We start from the raw sequence: 18,347 nt of genomic DNA on the forward strand, positions 1-18,347 counted from the left end.
CAGAAAGAGGGAATAAGCATGTGCGGAATAGCAGGATGGATTAATTGGAGGGAAGATCTCTCAGAACAGACAGAAATCCTTAAAAAGATGACAGATTCAATCATTCACAGAGGTCCAGATGCAGACGGATATTTCATGTCAAATAAGGCTGCTTTGGGACACCGCAGGCTGATAGTCATTGATCCAGATGGCGGGCGGCAGCCTATGTTATATCAGAAAAACAGTTATACAATTGCCTTGACATATAATGGAGAACTCTATAATTATCAGGAACTGCGGAAAGAGCTTGAAGAGAAAGGACATATATTCAGCACGGCATCTGATACAGAAGTACTGCTTCACTCTTATCTTGAATGGCAGGAAGACTGCCTAAACCGCCTGAATGGAATCTTCGCCTTTGGGATTTGGGATGAAGAAAAAGACCAGCTGCTGCTTGGACGTGATCATCTGGGTGTGAAACCCCTGTTTTATACACAAGTTGGCGACTCTATCATTTTTGGATCTGAAATAAAGGTTCTTCTTTCTCATCCTCAAGTAGAGGCGAAAGTGAATGCTGAAGGGCTTGCAGAGATTTTCGCACTCGGCCCGATGCGCACCCCAGGCAACGGGGTCTTCAAAAACATTAAAGAGGTTCGTGCCGGACACTACATTACTTTTAACTCGGCCGGTTCCAAAAATCAGCGCTACTGGCAGCTTGAAAGCAAGCTTCATGATGATGATGTAAAACAAACAGAAGAAAAAATAAGAAGCCTTCTGAAAGATACTGTTCATAAGCAGCTTGTTTCAGATGTCCCTCTTGTTTCCATGCTATCCGGGGGACTGGATTCATCGGGATTAACAGCTCTTGCTGGCACGGAATATAAAAAAGAAGGAAAAACACTCCATACCTACTCTATCGATTTCGTAAATAATGATAAAGACTTTGAAGAAGACTTCCTGAGGCGCGACCTGGATGAACCTTGGGTAAAAAAGGTTGCTGAATATGTCGGAACCGATCATCACTCCATTGTCTTTGGCGCAGATAAATTAATAGAGAATTTGCTGGTTCCCATGCGTGCGCGTGACCTGCCTGGCGTCGGAGAACTCGAAACATCCCTTTACCTTTTATTTACTGAGATGAAAAAAGAAGCGACGGTCGATCTTTCCGGTGAGTCTGCTGATGAAGTTTTTTCTGGTTATCCATGGTTTCATCAGGAGAAATTCCTGGATGCTGATGTTTTCCCTTGGCTTTTGAATCTTGGCTATTTAACAAATATCCTTTCACCTGAAATGAAGCAAAAAATACAGCCGGAAGAATACCGGAGAAGGCGTTTCCAAGAAGCGCTGGATGAAGTGCCATTCCTCGAAGGAGAAACTGGCATGCAAAGAAAACAGCGTCAAATGTCCTATATGTTCATCACCCGCTTCCTGCCATTTATGCTTGACCGCAAGGACCGGGCCAGCATGATGACTGGATTTGAAGTGCGTGTTCCCTTTTGTGATTACAGGCTCGTCGAATATTTATGGAATGTGCCTTATGAAGTAAAAAGCATTGATAACATTGAAAAAGGGATACTCCGCCGTGCCTTTGCGGGCATATTGCCGGATGATGTGCGCAACAGGAGAAAAAGTGCTTATCCAAGCACCAAGGACCAAGCCTATTTAAATGGCATCTCAAACCTGATGCTTCATGTGTTAGATGATCCAGAGTCGCCAATCCTTCCATTGATTGATGGAGCAGAAGTCAGGCTTGCTGCAGAAGGAAAAAACGAACACATAACCGGTACGGCGGCAAGAGGGCTTCTGGATTATCTCCTGCAAATTAATGCCTGGCTCAAGGAATATCATATTGTTATAGAATAAGCGCTATAAAAAAATCCCAACTAAAAAAACACATTTTTCCGAATTCGATCGTTTTTGTTTTACGGCCTAACTTGTTATGATATCTATATGTCTAATAAAAGGAGATGGAGTAAATCATGGCTGATCAAAAAACACGTATTGGAAAGACAGACTTGTATGTAAATCCGATTGGATTAGGAACAAATGCAGTGGGCGGACATAATATATATCCGAATTTAAATGAAGAAACGGGCAAAGAAGTTGTCCGCAATGCATTGGACCATGGAATCAACTTCCTGGATACAGCCTTTATATACGGACCGGAACGTTCAGAGGAACTGATCGGCGAGGTTCTCAAGCAAAGAGGAAGCCGTGATGAGGTTGTGATAGCAACAAAAGGCGCTCATAGATTTGAAGATGGCAAGATCGTCATAGATAACTCTCCTGCATTTTTAAAGGACTCTGTCGAAAGCAGTTTAAAAAGGCTTCAGACAGACTACATCGACTTATTTTATATTCATTTCCCAGACGAAAACACTCCTAAGGATGAAGCAGTAGGCGCTTTAAAGGAGTTGAAGGATGCTGGAAAAATCCGTGCAATCGGAGTATCCAATTTTTCTTTAGAGCAGTTAAAACAGGCAAATAAAGATGGATATGTAGATGTTCTTCAATCAGAATATAATCTGTTTAAACGCGGTGCAGAAAAAGATACTCTGCCTTACACTTCAAAGAATAACATTTCATTTGTTCCTTATTTCCCGCTTGCTGCAGGTCTTTTAGGAGGCAAATATACAAAAGATACCAAATTTGACGATGGCCGTGCGAAGAACCCGATGTTCCAGGGAGAAGCATTTGAACGGAATTTGGCAAAAGTCGAAGAGGTCTCAAAGATCGCCGACGCCAAGCATGCTGAAGTAGCAAATGTTGTGCTTGCCTGGTATCTTCACCAGGATTCGATTGACGCCTTAATACCTGGCGCCAAAGTGCCTGAGCAGGTTGTCAGAAACCTTAAGACGCTAGATGTGCACTTGACTCCGCAGGAAGTTGATAAAATCAGCAGTATTTTTAGCTAATGCTTTTTAAAGGAAAGGACCAGACTGGTCCTTTTTTGCTGTGAATGAATACGGGATATCAGTTAGCAGGATTCAGCTCCTGCAGCTTACATACATCCACCCACTCTTTTGCCCCGGATATTTGAAAAAGTTCTTCCTTTGTGAGCTCGATGGCTGAGTGAGAGCTTCCGCATGCCGGAAACAGGGTATCAAACTCCTTAACGGAAATATCAATGAAAACGTCACAATCATTTTTAAGCCCAAACGGGCAAACACCGCCGACCTCATGCCCTGTTTGTTCCAGCACTTCTGCAGGAGAAAGGAACCGTGCTTTAAATCCAAACGTCTTCTTAAACTTTTTATTATCAATTTTTGTATTTCCTGCAGATACAATCAGAAGAGCCCTTTCCCCTTCACCCCTGAAGGATAGGGTTTTGGCAATTCTTGCGGGTTCCACTCCAAGAGCAGCAGCTGCCAATTCCACTGTAGCACTAGACTGGTCAAACTCCAGGATATCCCCTTCCCTCCCAATTTTCCTAAAATGAGATTTAACACTATCAATCGTCAATGTCATTACCCCCCGGCCATTTTTTTCCCAAAAACGCCCTGCTTCACTGCCTCTATCGGCTTCTTGATCTCTGAACAAACTTCCAATTTTTTCAGGTTTTAAAAGGTTCATAGATTGGGAATACTCTTATTATAAATCATTAAATAATAGGAGGTAATCATGATGAACGAAAAGAATGAAGTGAGGTTTACTGAATTTATCAACGCAGAGGGATTTGAATTAACTACATACCTGACACACTTATTCAATCAATCTCAAAATTATGCTCCTGGTGAATTGGATAATGAACTATTAAACAACTAACTGCTCCATCATCAAAAAGAATTCAATCTTCCTTGTTGAATTCTTTTTTTGATGCACTAATTTCGCTGATTATGCACAAACTCTAATTAATTCATGCAAAAGGCAGATATTTCGAAAGGAGCGATGAATATAAATGAATATTTTCAAGGTGAATGGCCGGGTAAAAACCGGGAAATTGGCAGCACATATTTTAATTCCAGTTGTCGGAGGCTCACTGGCAGGAATCCTTGCTGCAAAAAATGCCAAGGAAATTTACCGCCATCTGAAAAAGCCCTCTTTTTCTCCTCCATCTTGGGTGTTTCCGGCTGTGTGGACAGGTTTGTATACCATCATGGGAATAGCAGACTATAGAATTTCTGCAGATAAAACAGCCGAAAAAGACCGAAAGCCTGCTCAAAACTTGTATAATGTACAGCTTGGGCTTAATTTTTTATGGTCTTTCTTATTCTTTAAGTGGGGGCTTAGAGGTACAGCCTTTGTGGAAATTGCCCTTTTTCTCAGCGTTCTGACATTGACCGTATATGAATTTTATCAGCACGACAAAATTGCAGGGCTTGCAATGATGCCTTACGCGGCCTGGGTTACCTTCGCCCTTGGCCTAAACTATTCCGTCTGGAAATTGAATAAATGATACAGCAGCCGGTTATTTGCGGATTATGTTCTTTCAATGCCGGCTTTTCTCATTTTCGTATCCCTGCTTACTGGTAAAGTGCAGAGTGCCGAAAATCTTCACCCTCCAATTTGGACCGTCCCCTACGGTGCATGCCACCGCTAAGGCTGCCCCTAATATCCCTTACATAATGGCCACCAGAATTTTTTCAATATTCGACAACTATTTCATTACTATTGTAAAATAAAGGTGAAACTCCCTATCTGATGGCTGGATGAACACTTCAATATATTCATCAGCCAAAGGACTCAAATTTTCGGGAAATGAAAGGAGCAGGCCATGATCAATTTGCTCCCGCTAATGATAGAAAGAGTAGGCATTATTTTAATTGCAGTATTCCTTCTTTCACAATTCAAGCCATTCCGGCGTATCATCCACAATGAACAAGGATTAAAGGAAAAAGGATTTCTCGTTCTTGTATTTGGCGCTTTTGCCGTCATTAGTAATTATACAGGCATAGAAATACATCATAGTTTAGTAGGCAAAGGCAATTGGCTTTATAATCTGGAGCCTGATAGTGCGATTGCCAATACGAGAATTATGGGGATTGCCATTGGTTCCCTGCTTGGCGGGCCGCTTGTCGGGCTTGGCATTGGCCTTATTGCAGGAATCCACAGACTTATGCTGGGAGGATTCACAGCGGAAGCATGTGCTGTCTCAGCCATTTTAGCCGGTGTGGCCGCAGGATACCTTGGAAAAAAAAATAAAGAAAATTCCTCAATACAGCCATGGTATGCGGCAGCCGCAGGCTGTTTAATGGAAATTGTCCAAATGGCAATTATCATTTTGGTGACCAGGCCCATTGAACGTGCCTGGGATCTTGTTCAAATGATCGGAATCCCTATGGTAGCCATTAATGGCTTTGGGACTCTGCTGTTCATGCTGATCATTCAATCCATCCTGCGGGAAGAAGAGCGTACAAAGGCCCTTCAGACAAATAAAGCCTTTGATATTGCTGACAAGACCCTTCCATATTTCCGGCAAGGCCTCAATTCTGTTTCATGTAAAGAAGTGGCCAAAATTATGCTGGACCTTACAGATGCAGATGCAATTGCAATTACAGATTCAAGCAGTGTTCTTGCCCATGCCGGCGCAGGCTCAGACCATCATGTTCCCACAAAAGGGTTTTCTACCGAACTGACAAAACAAGTACTTATGCAAGGCACCATCTTGACGGCCAAAAGCCGGGAGGAGATTCTCTGTCTCCATAATGACTGCCCTCTGAGGGCAGCAGTTGTCCTTCCTTTGAAAGTTCATGATAAAACAGCAGGCACACTCAAGCTGTATTTTAAAAACCCGAATTCCTTAGGGAAAGTCGAACATGAGCTGGCTGAAGGACTGGCCAAATTATTTTCTGCACAGCTGGAGCTTGCGGAAGCAGAACGGCAGAGCAAATTGCTGAAAAATGCAGAAATCAAGGCCTTGCAATCACAGGTACACCCTCATTTTCTCTTTAATGCCATTAATACCATCTCTGTTTTATGCAGGACAGATGCGGAGAAGGCAAGAAAGCTGCTCCTGGAACTCAGCCAGTTTTTCAGAAGCAACCTGCAGGGTGCCAGACAGATGTTTATCCCGCTTGATAAGGAGCTGGAGCATGTAAAGGCATATTTATCATTGGAGCAAGCCAGATTTCCGGATAAATACCATGTTGCTTTTGACATTGAACCCGGTCTCGAAAAGTGCCTGCTTCCGCCCTTCACCCTTCAGCCTCTTGTTGAAAATGCAATCCGCTATGGCTTTTTGCATTCCAATGCCCCAGGTGAAGTCCAGGTCACTGCCTGTGCAAAGGAAAACCGGCTGTATATAGATGTAACGGACAATGGGCAAGGAATATCCCCTGCCAAGCTTGAGGCTCTCGGAAAAAAGGAGGTACATTCCGAGCAGGGTTCAGGGACAGCACTGGTTAATATCAGGGAACGCCTGGAAGGAATGTACAACTATGACGCCAGCTTTGAAATAAAAAGCCTTGAAGGAACAGGAACCTCGGTCACGCTTAATATACCGCTTGAAATTTTGCAGAAAGGTGGAAATGAACGTTATGCTGAAAGCCCTCATCACGGATGACGAACCGCTGGCAAGAGATGAATTGAAATACCTCCTGCTTCAGACAGAACAAGTAGAAATAATCGGAGAGGCAGGCACGATAGATGAAGCATTAAAAAAGGCAGAAGCACTGACACCCGATCTTGTTTTCATCGATATCGAGCTCTCGGGGGAAAGCGGCATCACACTGGCTGAAAAGCTCAAGAAGATGGATCCGGCACCTGCTGTTGTTTTTGCTACAGCTTATGATGAATATGCGCTTCAGGCTTTTGACTTAGATGCAGCTGATTATCTGTTAAAGCCTTTCGATGAAAATAGAATAAAGAAAACGATAAATAAAATACTGGGCATAAAGACAATAGGCAGTTACACCGAAACAAACAAGCCAAAGTTAACTGCTGAAAAGGCCGGAAAGCTTGCCATCATGACTGCTGAAAAAATTGTCATGGCAGATATCGATTCCATTATCTATGTAGGGACTGATAATGGAACGATCATTAAGACTCTAAACATGGAATATAAGGTGTCCGAACCGCTGATCATTCTTGAGAAAAAACTCAGCCAGCCATACTTTGTAAGAGTTCACCGCAGTTACCTGGTGAATATGAATCATATTAAAGAAATAGAGCCATGGTTCAACTCAACCTATAACCTCATCATGTCAGACAAATCCAGAATTCCTGTGAGCCGCACCTATGTAAAGGAATTAAAAAGTCTGCTTGGATTTTAGATAGGATATTGTGCAAGAAAAATGTAACTCAGCAGAATCATTCTGCATTTCAGCCTTCATTTCCGGCATGTCACTTTGAAAACGCTGTCACACTCTATTTCATGGGGTATAGTTACCGTATAACAACGTTACGGGAGGCATAGAGATGAATGCAATTACTATGGTTATCGGTTCGATTTGTATATTAATGATTGCTTATCGTTTATACGGCACATTTATGGCTGCTAAAGTATTAAAACTGGATGATTCCAAGCAGACACCTGCACACGCCTTGGAAGACGGAAAGGATTATGTACCGACAAATCGCTGGGTAACATTCGGACATCACTTTGCAGCTATAGCTGCCGCCGGCCCTCTAGTCGGGCCCATCCTTGCCGCCCAATTCGGCTATCTCCCCGGCTTGCTTTGGCTGCTGATTGGCGCGGTCATCGGCGGTGCCGTTCACGATGCCGTTGTATTATTTGCATCGATGCGGCAGAATGGCCAATCACTTGCCGAAGTGGCAAAAAAAGAATTGGGACCTGTAGCCGGCTTCTGTACAGGACTTGCCATGCTTTTCATCATAACCATTACGATGGCAGGGCTTTCCATGGTCGTACTTCATGCACTGGAAAATAACCCTTGGGGTACTTTTTCCGTCGGTATCACGATTCCTATCGCAATGGGAGTCGGAATCTATCATAAGAAAACAGGAAACTTAAAAGGAGCTTCCATTGTTGGTTTTGTCCTGATTTTGGCCGCTGTTTTTTCCGGGCCATACATACAGCATTCTGCTCTTGGCGATTTTCTGACGCTGGATATTACCTCACTATCCATCATCCTGCCAATTTATGCATTTTTTGCGGCTGCGCTTCCTGTCTGGCTTCTTTTGGCACCTCGTGATTATTTAAGCAGCTTCATGAAAATTGGCGTCTTTATAGCACTTATCGCTGGTGTCTTTATTGTAAATCCTAGTCTGCACATGCCAGCATTCACGGAGTTCATAAAAGGCGGCGGCCCAGTTATGAATGGTCCGGTCTGGCCTTTCATCTCCATTACCATTGCCTGCGGGGCAATCTCGGGGTTTCATGCCTTTGTAGGTTCAGGAACGACACCAAAAATGCTTGACCGCTGGAGCGATATTAAACCAATCGGCTTTGGAGCGATGCTCGTAGAGTGCCTCGTCGGAATCATGGCCCTGGTTGCTGCCACAGCGCTGCATCCAGGTGACTATTTCGCCATTAACTCTGCACCGGAAGTTTTCAAGACACTCGGAATGAACACTGTCAGGCTCGGAACGTTAAGCAAAGAAATCGGCCTAAATCTCGAAGGGCGCACAGGCGGTGCTGTAACACTTGCTGTAGGAATGACATATATTTTCACGGATATTCCGTGGTTTTCAAAGCTTGCATCCTTCTTCTTTCAATTCGTCATTATGTTCGAAGCACTATTCATCCTTACTGCCATCGATTCCGGTACAAGGGTTGCCCGTTATATTATCCAGGACTTTGCAGGGGCATTTTATAAACCTATGAAAAACACAGACTGGCTTCCGGGGAACATATTCGCTAGTGCCTTAGCATGCTTATTATGGGGCTACCTGTTGTTTTCCGGAGATATCGGATCTGTTTGGGCATTATTTGGTGTTTCCAATCAGCTGATGGCATCCATTGGCCTGATTATCGGGGCTACCGTTATTCTCAAAGTGGCTGATAAGCGAAGATATATGCTGACATGCCTGATTCCGCTGGCATATTTGTATATAACCGTGAACTATGCAGGTTACTGGATGGTGAAAAATGTTTACTTAAACACAGAAGCAGCAGGTTACAGCGTGCTCAATGCCGTACTTTCCATCATCATGCTCGTATTGGGTGTGGTTATCATGATAGCGGCAGTGAAAAACTGGCTTCAATCGTGGAATGGGCAGAATCGTTTAGCAGAAGATCCCCCTCCTCAATACAGTAAAGCTTCTTCATGATCAAAGCGGGCAGAGCTATTCTGCCCGCTTTTTATTTATCTTTTTCAAAGCTCCGCTAAACCTTCAAAGGAAAAGTCGCGGATCAAGCAGCGTTCCTTTGGCCCGATGTATATCTTTTCCATCTTTTTTCTGTTAAAATATATATTTGAAATAATTTTTATTAGTACAAGTGTTTGGGAAATCGAGGGAAACAATCATGATTAAACATAACAATTTGCTTATCTATATCTTATTGGGTATTGCCGTTTTCCTGCTCTTTGACTTCTGTCTCCTCTTCTTTGTTCAACAGTTGAATGGGATAGCAATCATACAATTTATCCTCAGTGTTATATTCATAGTATTCTCTGGAATTATGCTGCATTTTTTTATTGCTGCCAGGAAAAAGTCGGACGGCCTTGATGAAGACCAGCAGCGATTGCAGACCTTAATAAACTCAATGGTCGATTTTGTCAATTTCAAAGATGGTAATGGCAGATGGATAGAAGCAAATGATTTTGGCAGAAGGCTATTTGAGCTGGAGCATGTTGATTATAAAGGGAAAAAGGATTCTGAGTTAGCCAATTATACAAGCTTTTATAATGAAGCATTGCTATATTGCGAGGTTTCTGATGAAGAAACCTGGAAAAAGGGCCATATAACACGCTGCGAAGAAAAGATCCCCCTTCCTGATGGAGAGATCAAAACCTTCGACACCATTAAGGTTCCCCTTTTCCATGAAGACGGTTCCAGAAGGGCTCTAGTGGTCATTGGAAGAGATATTACTGAGCGGGTAAAGGCTGAAAAAAGACTATCCGACAGCCAGCAGCAGTATAAATCCCTATTTGATTATAATCCTGACCCAGTTTTCATGATGGATCTGCATGGAAATATCACCAACGTCAATCCCAAATTCAGAAACATCACAGGACCTTTCCATAATCAGCTTTCCGGAGCCTGCATCAGCGATTTTATTGCAGATACCGAAGATAGAATTAATCTGAAGCGTTCAATTGATCAAGTAAAAGAAAGCAAAGCCGGCATTACAAGCGGGGACTTCCGGTTCAATTCTGTAAATGACGAGGTCTTCCTTTTATCCTGCACATTCGTCCCTATCCTGATTGATGGAGAAATGGCCGGGATTATCGGCTATGCCAAGGATGTCACAGCAATAAGGGAAACTGAAGCCATCCTAAGGAAAACAGAAAAGCTATCGGTTGTCGGCGAGCTTGCTGCGAGTGTAGCCCATGAGGTCCGGAACCCGTTAACTTCCCTGAAAGGCTTTGTTCAGCTATTGAAGGATAACGAAACACAATATCAAAACTATTACTCAATTATGTTAAGCGAGCTTGATCGAATCAACCAGATTGTCAGCGAACTGCTTGTTCTCGCCAAACCGCAGGAATCCCATTTTAAGAAGCACAATCTTATCCAGCTGCTTCGCGATGTGAATACCCTTCTTGAGCCGGAAGCCGCCTACTACAGTTCTGAGCTATTAATAAATGCAAAAAACAGCGTCCCGCCCATTTCCTGTGAAGCGAATGGTTTGAAGCAGGTTTTCATTAATATTATTAAAAATTCCATTGAAGCCTCTTCCCGGCATATCTGGATCGACTTCAACACCAAAGGCGGCTGGGTAATCATGACCATTAAGGATGATGGCTGCGGCATCGAGGAAGACAGGGTCAGGCATTTAGGAGAGCCTTTTTACTCTTCCAAAGAAAAAGGCACTGGCCTTGGATTGACTGTCAGCTACAGGATCATAGAGGCCCATAAAGGTAAGATGACCTTTCAAAGCGAAATCGGAAAAGGCACAGAAGTACAAATCTGTTTGCCTATTCATTAAACAGGCAGGCTTGGGTGAAATGCACGTTCCCCATTGTTAAAAAAATTGATAAACCAAAAGCCGGCTGCTTATCCCAGCCGGCTCCTCTTATATCAGCGAATGATAACATCTCATTTTTCATTTACAGGGATATTAATCTAAAGTGACCGGGCATACATTTCTGCAGTCGGACGCTGTGCAAAGCCGCCGGTATCAGTTCCAGCCTGTGCCGCACCTGAGATGCCGAATAATTTATATAAAAACATAATAACTACAACAGGTAATGTTTTTGTAAAACAAGAGCGGACAATGTACCTTTATATCAAACCAGGTAGATACCTTAATTGCCTGCCATGACAATCAGGAGCGGTTTACTGCCAAAAAAAAGTCCAATTTGTCAATACAAGCCACAGGAAACATATTCTAAACCGATGATGAATATTGGCTTTATCCCCATTTAAATGACGCGGAATATTTCTTATGCTCCTGTAAAACAGTTACTGATTATTCCCAGATTCTATCTTGCCTTTTGATTTAGGTTTCCCTATAAGAAGACTCATTAATTTGCGGTGAAAAACGCTCGTTTTCCTCAGCATTTCTAAAATGGCGCAGTGAGGGGGATCCACGCCCGCTCCGCTGAAAAGAAACACATTGTTACATAGCAGCATAGCTTAAAAAACAGCAAAAAAAAACCGCTCATTAATGATGGCTCATGAATGGTCAGTTTTTATGGCATTTTGCAAGCTGCTGCACAATCACATCGGCCGCTTCATGTTCGTCGAAACAATAGACCACTTGCTGCTTCTTTATAAGATTTAAATGATATATCGAAATGTTATTGTCATATGATACAGACACAATATCTTCTTGATTAAGTTTAAATGTATGGACAACTTCGCTCCCGGACAATGGTCTTTTGGATAGCTCCAATACCATGCCTCTTATCAGCTCTTTCATTAAATCCCCCTTTCTATTATTAGGAGGGACTCCGTTCGATAAAAGTAACCCGTAATAATATTTAGATTTTTCTTAATATTAACACCGCAGCTGCCAAGATGATATAAACAAAAACCGACGATAAGGACTGAAATTTGTCAAAAAGGAGAACAAGCAGCAGAAAGGAGGGGAATCATGCGTTATTTAATTATCTGTTTTTCATTAATGATCTAAAATACAGCTTTTATCAGCCCGCGCCTTTCTGGCCAGCCTGATTTTCCGGGCAGTTATCTCCAGCTTAATCTCCAGACAGCTTTCAAATATTAAACGGAAATCTGTTCCAGTTCGGGTTTTTTCGCAGTTGGCGGCACATGAAATAGGAAGGTTAAAATATCCTTTTTGTGGTATTTTTACAAATTTACACTTACCTTCTGCGCAAGTCTTTACTACCATTTTTTTATATCGCAATAATTCTGTAGCGAAATTTGATTGAATCTGCTGATACGGGGTATGGAAATATAAAGAAAATTAAAATATTTTAAAAATATGCTCTGAAAGAAGGAGACGGCAAATGGAGAAAAGGACATTCGACAGGTCTGGTTCCAATTTGACAACAAACGAGATGAAGGATTTGTTTACCCTCTATATTTCCCCGTTTAAAGAAATGGCTATTAAGGCAAATCGAAAGGAACATATAAAGATCAGCAAAACAAAGGCCATTAATTTGCTATTAACACATTTAAGCAAAGAACAGCTTAACGATCTGCTTGTTAACCTGCAGTATATCAGCAAAAAAAACTTAAATGACTGTATGTATCTTCAATATATTTTGACTGGCATCGTCTTCAAGGATCTTCATAATATCAAAAGAGAAGCTTAAGGGTACTGCACTAACATGATTTAATCCACAAGAACAGCTATGTATTTTTTTCAGGCATTTATCACATACTCTTAAATGATATTCATGCAATATCAAAGGTTTCCTGCTATCCAATCCTAATGATGAGGTGATCTTAGAATGAGTTATAGAGAACATCTAGATCCGCATTCACAGCAGTTTCACCATAATTGGACAAGACCTAAGCGTTCGAACTCTCAAGTAAATGGACATACTGCGATGTCGCAGACAAACATTATACTAAGAAGCAATGCAAAGGCTCACAGGTGGTAAAGGATAGTAAGAAACAGGAAAGAAGACAGCTTAATGTCTTCTTTCTTGCTTTCTTTAAAGGTTTCTTGTAATCCTGGAAGAGATATTAGCAATATAATCAATCACATTCTCAAAGAAGTTCGCAGCAGCAATAGAAGGATGCCTTCGTTTGAATCCTCCGGCACCAATGGTCCGCTCGCAAACAGGTTTTTTAATAGGCAGCAGAGATACGTACTTTTGGGGTGCTATATGCCAAATCAAGGCTGGAACAAAGGCAACTCCAAGCCCTTACTGAACCAGCCTTGCAATCACCATCGTTTCATCTTCCTAAAAGGAATTAACGGAACAAAGCCTGCTTCCCGGCAATAATAATCCGTAATATTTCTCACTCCCAATCCGCTATTTGAGCTGATGAATGCCTCATTTTTCACTTCCTCAAGATCAATACTTTCACTTCCTGCTAAATGATGATTTCCAGGAACCATTAAATAATCTCCTCCGTTAACAGCAGAATCCATTCAATGTCTGAGCCTTCAATCGGTGTAGAAGAAATGCACATATCTATTTCCCCTTTTTCCAGCAAATGGGCCATAAATTCATTTCCTGCTACCAGCTGCTGAAAATAGATATTTTTTTGCGGCGCTAAAAACGAGCTGATCAGATCTGGCTGCCAAGTTGGTAACCGTCCAAAGAGCAGCAAAAAAATATCCTTTTTAAATAGAATATCAAAAGCAGGTTCCTACTATGCACCGCTTACTTTCCGTAATATGCGGAATAAACAGGCCAGTCTTTGATTGTTGAGGACTGGTCTATTTCTTGCTCAACAACACTTCTCTTCCTTCCTCAGTATTGTTTCTAATATCATGAATTTTCTAACTGGCGGTTAGGCGTATAAAATTCAGGGTATATTTTCCTTGAAGGAACATTTGTGTTATACATATTTATTTTACGTTTATTTCTTAACACAGCTCTGTTTAAGCTCAAAGATAATTTTGCCAGCTGGCGATAGAGCGGAAATCAGTATTCATGATAGGAGGAGTTTATATGTATAAGAAAATTTTAGTAGGATTTGATGGTTCTGCGTCTTCATCACGGGCTTTGATGCATGCTGCATCACTTGCAAAAGCATTGAACTCGGAAAAATTGTCCATTCTTCATGTGACAAGAAACCTTCCGCTGCAGGAACCAGCGTACATGGATCTTGATCAATTAATGGATGAAGAAAATCAGGATATTCTAAAACCTGCTATACAATTTTTGTCTGAATCAGGCATTTCGTATGAAACACATAACTTTGAAGGAGATCCCTCACAGATTATCAGAGATTTTGCTGCAGAGCACCATTATGATGCCATTGTGATGGGCACCACCGGAAAAAGCATCATTAAGGAAGCCCTGCTTGGAAGCATAAGCCACCGTGTTGCCCAAAGTGCGGAGTGTCCGGTTATCATTGTAAAGTAAGCAGGTCTTGCTTAAATTTTGGTAAGTCTCCCCCCTGCATTTTTGCTGCAGGGTTTTTTTTATCTGTTCATTCTTCCATCAATCATCTATCGGAGCCCGGGGCATATACTCTTTACAACCTGCCATTTGAGGGAATCATCAATGTAGGAAGGCGGCACAATCATGATAAACATCCTGCTTATTCCATTGATAACTACGGTATTCACTACACTTTTACTTTATATAAAAGAGAACTCACAAGGAAAAAAATTAAAAAAACAAGTAATCAATGAACAAAAGCTAAAAGAGGTATATAACGAGCTCTTCAGCATCAGTTTGACTCATATGGAGAAGCTCAAGAACAGCTTTTATACCGCTTCAAAAGGAACCTTTGACGGGGCAATCATCCCTGAAAATGATATCCCTGTCATTCAGGATGCGGAAAAATGGAATGAGCTTATTAACAAGATCCGGGCAATCGTCCATAAAAACCTTCATTTGCTGGAGAAAGATGACCTCAGCAATTGGCACCAGCTTGAACTTATAGAACTCGATGAAAAATTCGGCGCAAAAGTCCCCCTGCAGAAATATAGGCAGCTTCAGGCTTTCCTTGAAGAAATCACTGTGACATATAAAAAGCTGTATAAACTGTACCACGAGTAGTACTTCTGCCTTTGAGGCAAGAAAAAGAATGTTCTTAGCGGTTTAATGCATTACTTTTAGTCCGGTACTAATTCATGTTTTAACAAGTGAAGCAGAAAGTCATCTATGCTGCCTGTAAATTTATTTACACCTGAAATATGGTAAAACGTGCTTGACCCAGCGGGATCATTAATCTCATCTGAAGGAGAATACAAATATAAGGGTTTGCCTAAGCCCAGCGCCATGCCTAACTCAATATGACTTCCTTTCCCTCCTGGCAGAAGAATAATTACAAAATCAGATTCCGTAACTGCCTGCTTTTCTTCTTCTCCTATACTTTGCAGCTTATCAAGAGTATTTGCTCTTTCATTTCCAGTCCAATCATAGGTGTGGATAAATCCATTAAGTGTTAGTACTTTTGCAACATGTCTAACTTGTTTTATATTTTGAAAACTTGAACCAATATAAAACTTCATTCCTTCATCCCCTTTCATATACCAGAATACCTAACACCCATTAAAGATTTCTGCTTGAGGTTTCTTAATTCCTTCTTGTTCTGACACCAGAATGTAATCCGCACATTATCATGCCTAACCTCCGATATTAGGAAAAGGAATGCAGCAATGGCTCACCGCCCGCCCCGCGGAAAGCGAGTATCCTGAATCGGAAATGATCCCCTTGTCCCATAGCGGCAAAGCTTACGAAAACAGCCTAAAAAAAGAGGAGAATTTAATTCTCCCCTAATCTTAAGCCGACGTTATATCCTTCCAGCATAAACTTCAATCTATTTTCTCTGAGGTAGTCCTTGACGGAGGCATTTATTTGCTGCTTCACTTCTTGCTGCCTGCTCGGATCCATTTCATTCATCCAATATTCCTCAAAGTGTGCAGTGCCTTTTATTACCCCATTCACTCCTTCATTATCGAGCCAATGGATAAAGACGAAATCCCCAGTCACAGAGCTGGTATAATCATCCGCTGTGTATAAACCGAGAAAAATATAGCGGTTTTGCTCCTTTTCTAATCTGCTTTCGATAATTTGTGCGTGTCCCATTGTCTTCCTCCCTTTTTTCTCATTTTACTGTATTCCCCGCTGAAAAGTAAAAAAGTGAGCTTATGCCCACTTCTTTTTGATAAGCTGTATTTACTCAATCTTTTGGCAGGCGCCCATTCAAGAGAAAGGTACCGAAAGGCAGCAATGAAGCGGTAAATGCGCCTAACACTCGAATCAGTGACCATCGGTGCTTGCTCCAAACCCCAATAAGGGCAAGGACAAATAGCACAAACAACACACCGTGGGCCATTCCAAAAATCCTCACAAAGATAGGAACATGCGCAAAATATTTTAACGGCATGGCGATAAAAAGCAGAACTAAATATGAAACGCCCTCAATCAGCCCAATTCCACGGAGAAAGCCTATGTGTGATTTCCACATGCTTGTTCATCCTCCCTCTATAAATGTTGATTTATCAACGGTTTGACCCGTTGTTGGGGTGTCAAAAAATTTTTTTCGACACACAAACTAACTTAAATTGATAAATATGTGATTCTCTTACAATTGGTGGGTACGCTACGCGGTCACCACTGGGTAATTATGGTAAAGTGGTGAGCGTTCAATATACGGTGCACAATGGATCTCTGCGTAACTTATGATGACGTACCCTCCCATGTCTCTGGGCATCAAAGTGCCTACATTCCTTCGTTCGGTCTAGTCATAAGGCAGAGGCTAGCGAAGCTCCTTTAGGGACTCGAGGTCGAATGGAAAAAATAGTGCCAGCTTCTCCGTGTCATCCTGTTGTCTAGGTCTTTAAAGGGATGCAAGACTTTACATAGCCTCTGCGAGACTAGGAATATCCCTCATCATTCGCTTTGCGTCAAACGCTTTGTGCTTCGTGCTGATTCCATGGAGAACTTTTAAGAGTTTTCCGCATAGTACCACGATTGATTGCTTCTTGCGTAACGGATTATTCTTACGGTTTGTGTAGTAATCATGGAGCCTTTTAAAAGCTTCATTATGGCGAATCATCGGCATCATCACTCGGAATAGGAGGGCACGAAGCTTTCTTCTGCCCCTTTTGGAAATTCGCTTTTGCCCTTTGTGCTGGCCGGAGGAACTTTCCCGTAATGTCAATCCCGCGAGTTTGATTAGTTGGCGTGGATTTTCATAGTGAGAAAAGCTTCCGATTTCAGCTAGTAAATCGACAATCGTGGTATCTCCAAGTCCAGGAACCGTTGAGAGCCATTGGTATTCTACGGATGTTTTGATAAGTTCAACCAGGTGCTGCGTAATACTTTCAATCTCCTGCTCCAACTGGTGATAACGACGAACGAGCGTGGCGATTTCTATACGGGCCATCTCCCGTCCCTCCGTTACTCCGATGGAGTTAGAAGCTACTTCAATGAGTCGAACTGCTTTCGGCCATTGGGGAGATTTAATGCCCTCCACTTGCCGGTATTGTGCTAAAACTTCATCCGGTTGTTTCTGGTGAAGGTCATCCGGAAATGGTGTACACTCCAGGACAGCCATTGCCATCTTCCCAAACGATGAAAAGACTTGGGTGAATTCAGGGAAATAGCGGTCCAGCCAGCGAATGATCATGTTTTTGATAGCTCCCAGTCCCTCTGTCAACTTACTTCGGAACGTTGACCCGACTCGGAGTTCAGCCTCCACGTCCTTTAGGATACGAGGATAACTAAAGCGTCCATCTTTAATCAGGCGAGCGATAACTAATGCATCTTTACGATCATGTTTGGTTGGCAAGTTGTCATCCAATTCTTTTGACCGCTTAACGTGCATCGGATTGGTCATCACAAGGGGAATACCTCGTTCCTCAAGGAAATAGGCTAGATTAAGCCAGTAATGGCCTGTAGGTTCAATCCCGACAATGACCTCCGTCTTTTTGTATTCCTTCATGGCAGCCAAAATATGCTCGTAAAAACGATCAAAACCATGGCTGGACTGTAATACCGAAAAAGATTTTTGGAGCACACGCCCACGGTCATCAACAAAGCAGGCGAAGTGTTTTCGCTTTGCAATATCGATTCCGATTACGAGTGTATTTTCGGTGACTTGATTTATTTTGTGATTTTGTTTAAAATCCATGTTGGAGTCCTCCTTGGTTATCTAAGTTAGGGGTCAATTCGGTGCACGTTTTGACACCCCGTATCATACCAAGAGGGCTCTTTTTTGTTCAAGTCCCCGAAAATCCTTCTAACAGGAATGCTCCT

At 42.2% G+C, this 18,347-nt stretch carries 20 protein-coding genes; 12 read left to right on the forward strand and 8 right to left on the reverse strand.

Annotated elements, in window-relative coordinates; genetic code table 11:
* Positions 1-18: 18 nt before the first annotated feature.
* Together asnB and BIV59_RS05820 are read left to right on the forward strand one after the other, a co-directional pair.
* Positions 19-1,842, forward strand: a complete 1,824-nt coding sequence (gene asnB / locus BIV59_RS05815; RefSeq protein WP_071350517.1) for an asparagine synthase (glutamine-hydrolyzing) — start codon at positions 19-21, stop codon at positions 1,840-1,842.
* A gap of 116 nt (positions 1,843-1,958) precedes the next feature.
* On the forward strand, positions 1,959-2,894 hold the full coding sequence (locus BIV59_RS05820; protein WP_071350518.1) for an aldo/keto reductase: 936 nt from the start codon (positions 1,959-1,961) through the stop codon (positions 2,892-2,894).
* Between the two features lie 58 nt (positions 2,895-2,952).
* On the opposite strand, the gene BIV59_RS05825 is transcribed toward BIV59_RS05820, so the two are convergent.
* Positions 2,953-3,447: a YbaK/EbsC family protein gene (locus BIV59_RS05825; protein WP_481747415.1), complete on the reverse strand. Its 495-nt coding sequence runs from the start codon at positions 3,445-3,447 to the stop codon at positions 2,953-2,955.
* A gap of 153 nt (positions 3,448-3,600) precedes the next feature.
* Here BIV59_RS05825 and BIV59_RS23535 point away from each other — a divergent pair, with 153 nt between their 5' ends.
* From BIV59_RS23535 to BIV59_RS05850, 6 genes are all read left to right on the forward strand, one after another.
* Positions 3,601-3,744: a hypothetical protein gene (locus BIV59_RS23535; protein ID WP_170846092.1), complete on the forward strand. Its 144-nt coding sequence runs from the start codon at positions 3,601-3,603 to the stop codon at positions 3,742-3,744.
* 133 nt (positions 3,745-3,877) lie between these two features.
* Positions 3,878-4,375: a TspO/MBR family protein gene (locus BIV59_RS05830; protein ID WP_071350519.1), complete on the forward strand. Its 498-nt coding sequence runs from the start codon at positions 3,878-3,880 to the stop codon at positions 4,373-4,375.
* Between the two features lie 318 nt (positions 4,376-4,693).
* Positions 4,694-6,481 (forward strand): sensor histidine kinase, encoded by a 1,788-nt coding sequence (locus tag BIV59_RS05835; protein WP_071350520.1) that lies wholly within the window; start codon positions 4,694-4,696, stop codon positions 6,479-6,481.
* On the forward strand, positions 6,456-7,190 hold the full coding sequence (locus BIV59_RS05840) for a LytR/AlgR family response regulator transcription factor (RefSeq protein WP_071350521.1): 735 nt from the start codon (positions 6,456-6,458) through the stop codon (positions 7,188-7,190). Before BIV59_RS05835 ends, BIV59_RS05840 begins: the two co-directional genes overlap by 26 nt.
* 145 nt (positions 7,191-7,335) lie before the next feature.
* Positions 7,336-9,150: a carbon starvation protein CstA gene (cstA, locus tag BIV59_RS05845; RefSeq protein ID WP_071350522.1), complete on the forward strand. Its 1,815-nt coding sequence runs from the start codon at positions 7,336-7,338 to the stop codon at positions 9,148-9,150.
* A gap of 196 nt (positions 9,151-9,346) precedes the next feature.
* On the forward strand, positions 9,347-10,972 hold the full coding sequence (locus BIV59_RS05850) for a PAS domain S-box protein (protein ID WP_071350523.1): 1,626 nt from the start codon (positions 9,347-9,349) through the stop codon (positions 10,970-10,972).
* A gap of 699 nt (positions 10,973-11,671) precedes the next feature.
* Here the strand turns inward: BIV59_RS05850 and BIV59_RS05855 are convergent.
* Positions 11,672-11,908 (reverse strand): hypothetical protein, encoded by a 237-nt coding sequence (locus BIV59_RS05855; protein WP_071350524.1) that lies wholly within the window; start codon positions 11,906-11,908, stop codon positions 11,672-11,674.
* A 550-nt stretch (positions 11,909-12,458) separates the two neighbouring features.
* Between BIV59_RS05855 and BIV59_RS05865 the strand changes: the two genes are divergently transcribed.
* Both BIV59_RS05865 and BIV59_RS22705 read left to right on the forward strand, forming a co-directional pair.
* Positions 12,459-12,767 (forward strand): hypothetical protein, encoded by a 309-nt coding sequence (locus tag BIV59_RS05865; RefSeq protein WP_071350526.1) that lies wholly within the window; start codon positions 12,459-12,461, stop codon positions 12,765-12,767.
* Between the two features lie 138 nt (positions 12,768-12,905).
* Entirely contained in the window at positions 12,906-13,058 is a 153-nt protein-coding gene (locus BIV59_RS22705; protein ID WP_083392062.1) for a YpzG family protein, read from the forward strand.
* A gap of 287 nt (positions 13,059-13,345) precedes the next feature.
* Here BIV59_RS22705 and BIV59_RS23540 read toward each other — a convergent pair whose 3' ends face one another.
* Both BIV59_RS23540 and BIV59_RS05870 read right to left on the reverse strand, forming a co-directional pair.
* Positions 13,346-13,522 carry a type 2 periplasmic-binding domain-containing protein gene (locus BIV59_RS23540; protein WP_170846093.1) on the reverse strand — a complete coding sequence of 59 codons (177 nt, stop codon included), beginning with the start codon at positions 13,520-13,522 and terminating at the stop codon, positions 13,346-13,348.
* The gene (locus BIV59_RS05870; RefSeq protein WP_071350527.1) at positions 13,522-13,737 is read right to left on the reverse strand and encodes a type 2 periplasmic-binding domain-containing protein; all 216 of its coding nucleotides are present in this window, start codon (positions 13,735-13,737) and stop codon (positions 13,522-13,524) included. The genes BIV59_RS23540 and BIV59_RS05870 overlap by 1 nt, the downstream gene beginning before the upstream one ends.
* A 344-nt stretch (positions 13,738-14,081) precedes the next feature.
* Here BIV59_RS05870 and BIV59_RS05875 point away from each other — a divergent pair, with 344 nt between their 5' ends.
* Both BIV59_RS05875 and BIV59_RS05880 read left to right on the forward strand, forming a co-directional pair.
* Entirely contained in the window at positions 14,082-14,498 is a 417-nt protein-coding gene (locus BIV59_RS05875; RefSeq protein WP_071350528.1) for a universal stress protein, read from the forward strand.
* Between the two features lie 162 nt (positions 14,499-14,660).
* A complete protein-coding gene (locus BIV59_RS05880; protein ID WP_071350529.1) occupies positions 14,661-15,140 on the forward strand; it encodes a hypothetical protein in 480 nt (159 codons plus the stop codon).
* Between the two features lie 56 nt (positions 15,141-15,196).
* On the opposite strand, the gene BIV59_RS05885 is transcribed toward BIV59_RS05880, so the two are convergent.
* The 4 genes from BIV59_RS05885 to BIV59_RS05900 all read right to left on the reverse strand — a co-directional run bounded on the left by BIV59_RS05885 (position 15,197) and on the right by BIV59_RS05900 (position 18,222).
* Complete coding sequence (locus BIV59_RS05885) at positions 15,197-15,595, reverse strand: nucleoside 2-deoxyribosyltransferase (protein WP_071350530.1); 399 nt, start codon at positions 15,593-15,595, stop codon at positions 15,197-15,199.
* 253 nt (positions 15,596-15,848) lie between these two features.
* Positions 15,849-16,172, reverse strand: coding sequence for a hypothetical protein (locus BIV59_RS05890; protein WP_071350531.1), 324 nt, complete (start codon positions 16,170-16,172; stop codon positions 15,849-15,851).
* A 94-nt stretch (positions 16,173-16,266) separates the two neighbouring features.
* Positions 16,267-16,554, reverse strand: coding sequence for a DUF3817 domain-containing protein (locus tag BIV59_RS05895; RefSeq protein WP_071350532.1), 288 nt, complete (start codon positions 16,552-16,554; stop codon positions 16,267-16,269).
* 390 nt (positions 16,555-16,944) lie between these two features.
* Positions 16,945-18,222 (reverse strand): IS110 family RNA-guided transposase, encoded by a 1,278-nt coding sequence (locus BIV59_RS05900; RefSeq protein ID WP_071350533.1) that lies wholly within the window; start codon positions 18,220-18,222, stop codon positions 16,945-16,947.
* Positions 18,223-18,347: the final 125 nt, after the last annotated feature.

Origin of the sequence: Bacillus sp. MUM 13, assembly GCF_001866725.1 — a bacterium.
Lineage (GTDB): Bacteria > Bacillota > Bacilli > Bacillales > DSM-1321 > Peribacillus.

Coding starts and splice junctions, on each gene's coding strand:
- asnB (WP_071350517.1), top strand. CDS start 19: ATGTGCGGAATAGCAGGATGGATTAATTGGAGGGAAGATCTCTCAGAA.
- BIV59_RS05820 (WP_071350518.1), top strand. CDS start 1,959: ATGGCTGATCAAAAAACACGTATTGGAAAGACAGACTTGTATGTAAAT.
- BIV59_RS05825 (WP_481747415.1), bottom strand. CDS start 3,447: ATGACATTGACGATTGATAGTGTTAAATCTCATTTTAGGAAAATTGGG.
- BIV59_RS23535 (WP_170846092.1), top strand. CDS start 3,601: ATGATGAACGAAAAGAATGAAGTGAGGTTTACTGAATTTATCAACGCA.
- BIV59_RS05830 (WP_071350519.1), top strand. CDS start 3,878: ATGAATATTTTCAAGGTGAATGGCCGGGTAAAAACCGGGAAATTGGCA.
- BIV59_RS05835 (WP_071350520.1), top strand. CDS start 4,694: ATGATCAATTTGCTCCCGCTAATGATAGAAAGAGTAGGCATTATTTTA.
- BIV59_RS05840 (WP_071350521.1), top strand. CDS start 6,456: ATGCTGAAAGCCCTCATCACGGATGACGAACCGCTGGCAAGAGATGAA.
- cstA (WP_071350522.1), top strand. CDS start 7,336: ATGAATGCAATTACTATGGTTATCGGTTCGATTTGTATATTAATGATT.
- BIV59_RS05850 (WP_071350523.1), top strand. CDS start 9,347: ATGATTAAACATAACAATTTGCTTATCTATATCTTATTGGGTATTGCC.
- BIV59_RS05855 (WP_071350524.1), bottom strand. CDS start 11,908: ATGAAAGAGCTGATAAGAGGCATGGTATTGGAGCTATCCAAAAGACCA.
- BIV59_RS05865 (WP_071350526.1), top strand. CDS start 12,459: ATGGAGAAAAGGACATTCGACAGGTCTGGTTCCAATTTGACAACAAAC.
- BIV59_RS22705 (WP_083392062.1), top strand. CDS start 12,906: ATGAGTTATAGAGAACATCTAGATCCGCATTCACAGCAGTTTCACCAT.
- BIV59_RS23540 (WP_170846093.1), bottom strand. CDS start 13,522: ATGGTTCCTGGAAATCATCATTTAGCAGGAAGTGAAAGTATTGATCTT.
- BIV59_RS05875 (WP_071350528.1), top strand. CDS start 14,082: ATGTATAAGAAAATTTTAGTAGGATTTGATGGTTCTGCGTCTTCATCA.
- BIV59_RS05880 (WP_071350529.1), top strand. CDS start 14,661: ATGATAAACATCCTGCTTATTCCATTGATAACTACGGTATTCACTACA.
- BIV59_RS05885 (WP_071350530.1), bottom strand. CDS start 15,595: ATGAAGTTTTATATTGGTTCAAGTTTTCAAAATATAAAACAAGTTAGA.
- BIV59_RS05890 (WP_071350531.1), bottom strand. CDS start 16,172: ATGGGACACGCACAAATTATCGAAAGCAGATTAGAAAAGGAGCAAAAC.
- BIV59_RS05895 (WP_071350532.1), bottom strand. CDS start 16,554: ATGTGGAAATCACACATAGGCTTTCTCCGTGGAATTGGGCTGATTGAG.
- BIV59_RS05900 (WP_071350533.1), bottom strand. CDS start 18,222: ATGGATTTTAAACAAAATCACAAAATAAATCAAGTCACCGAAAATACA.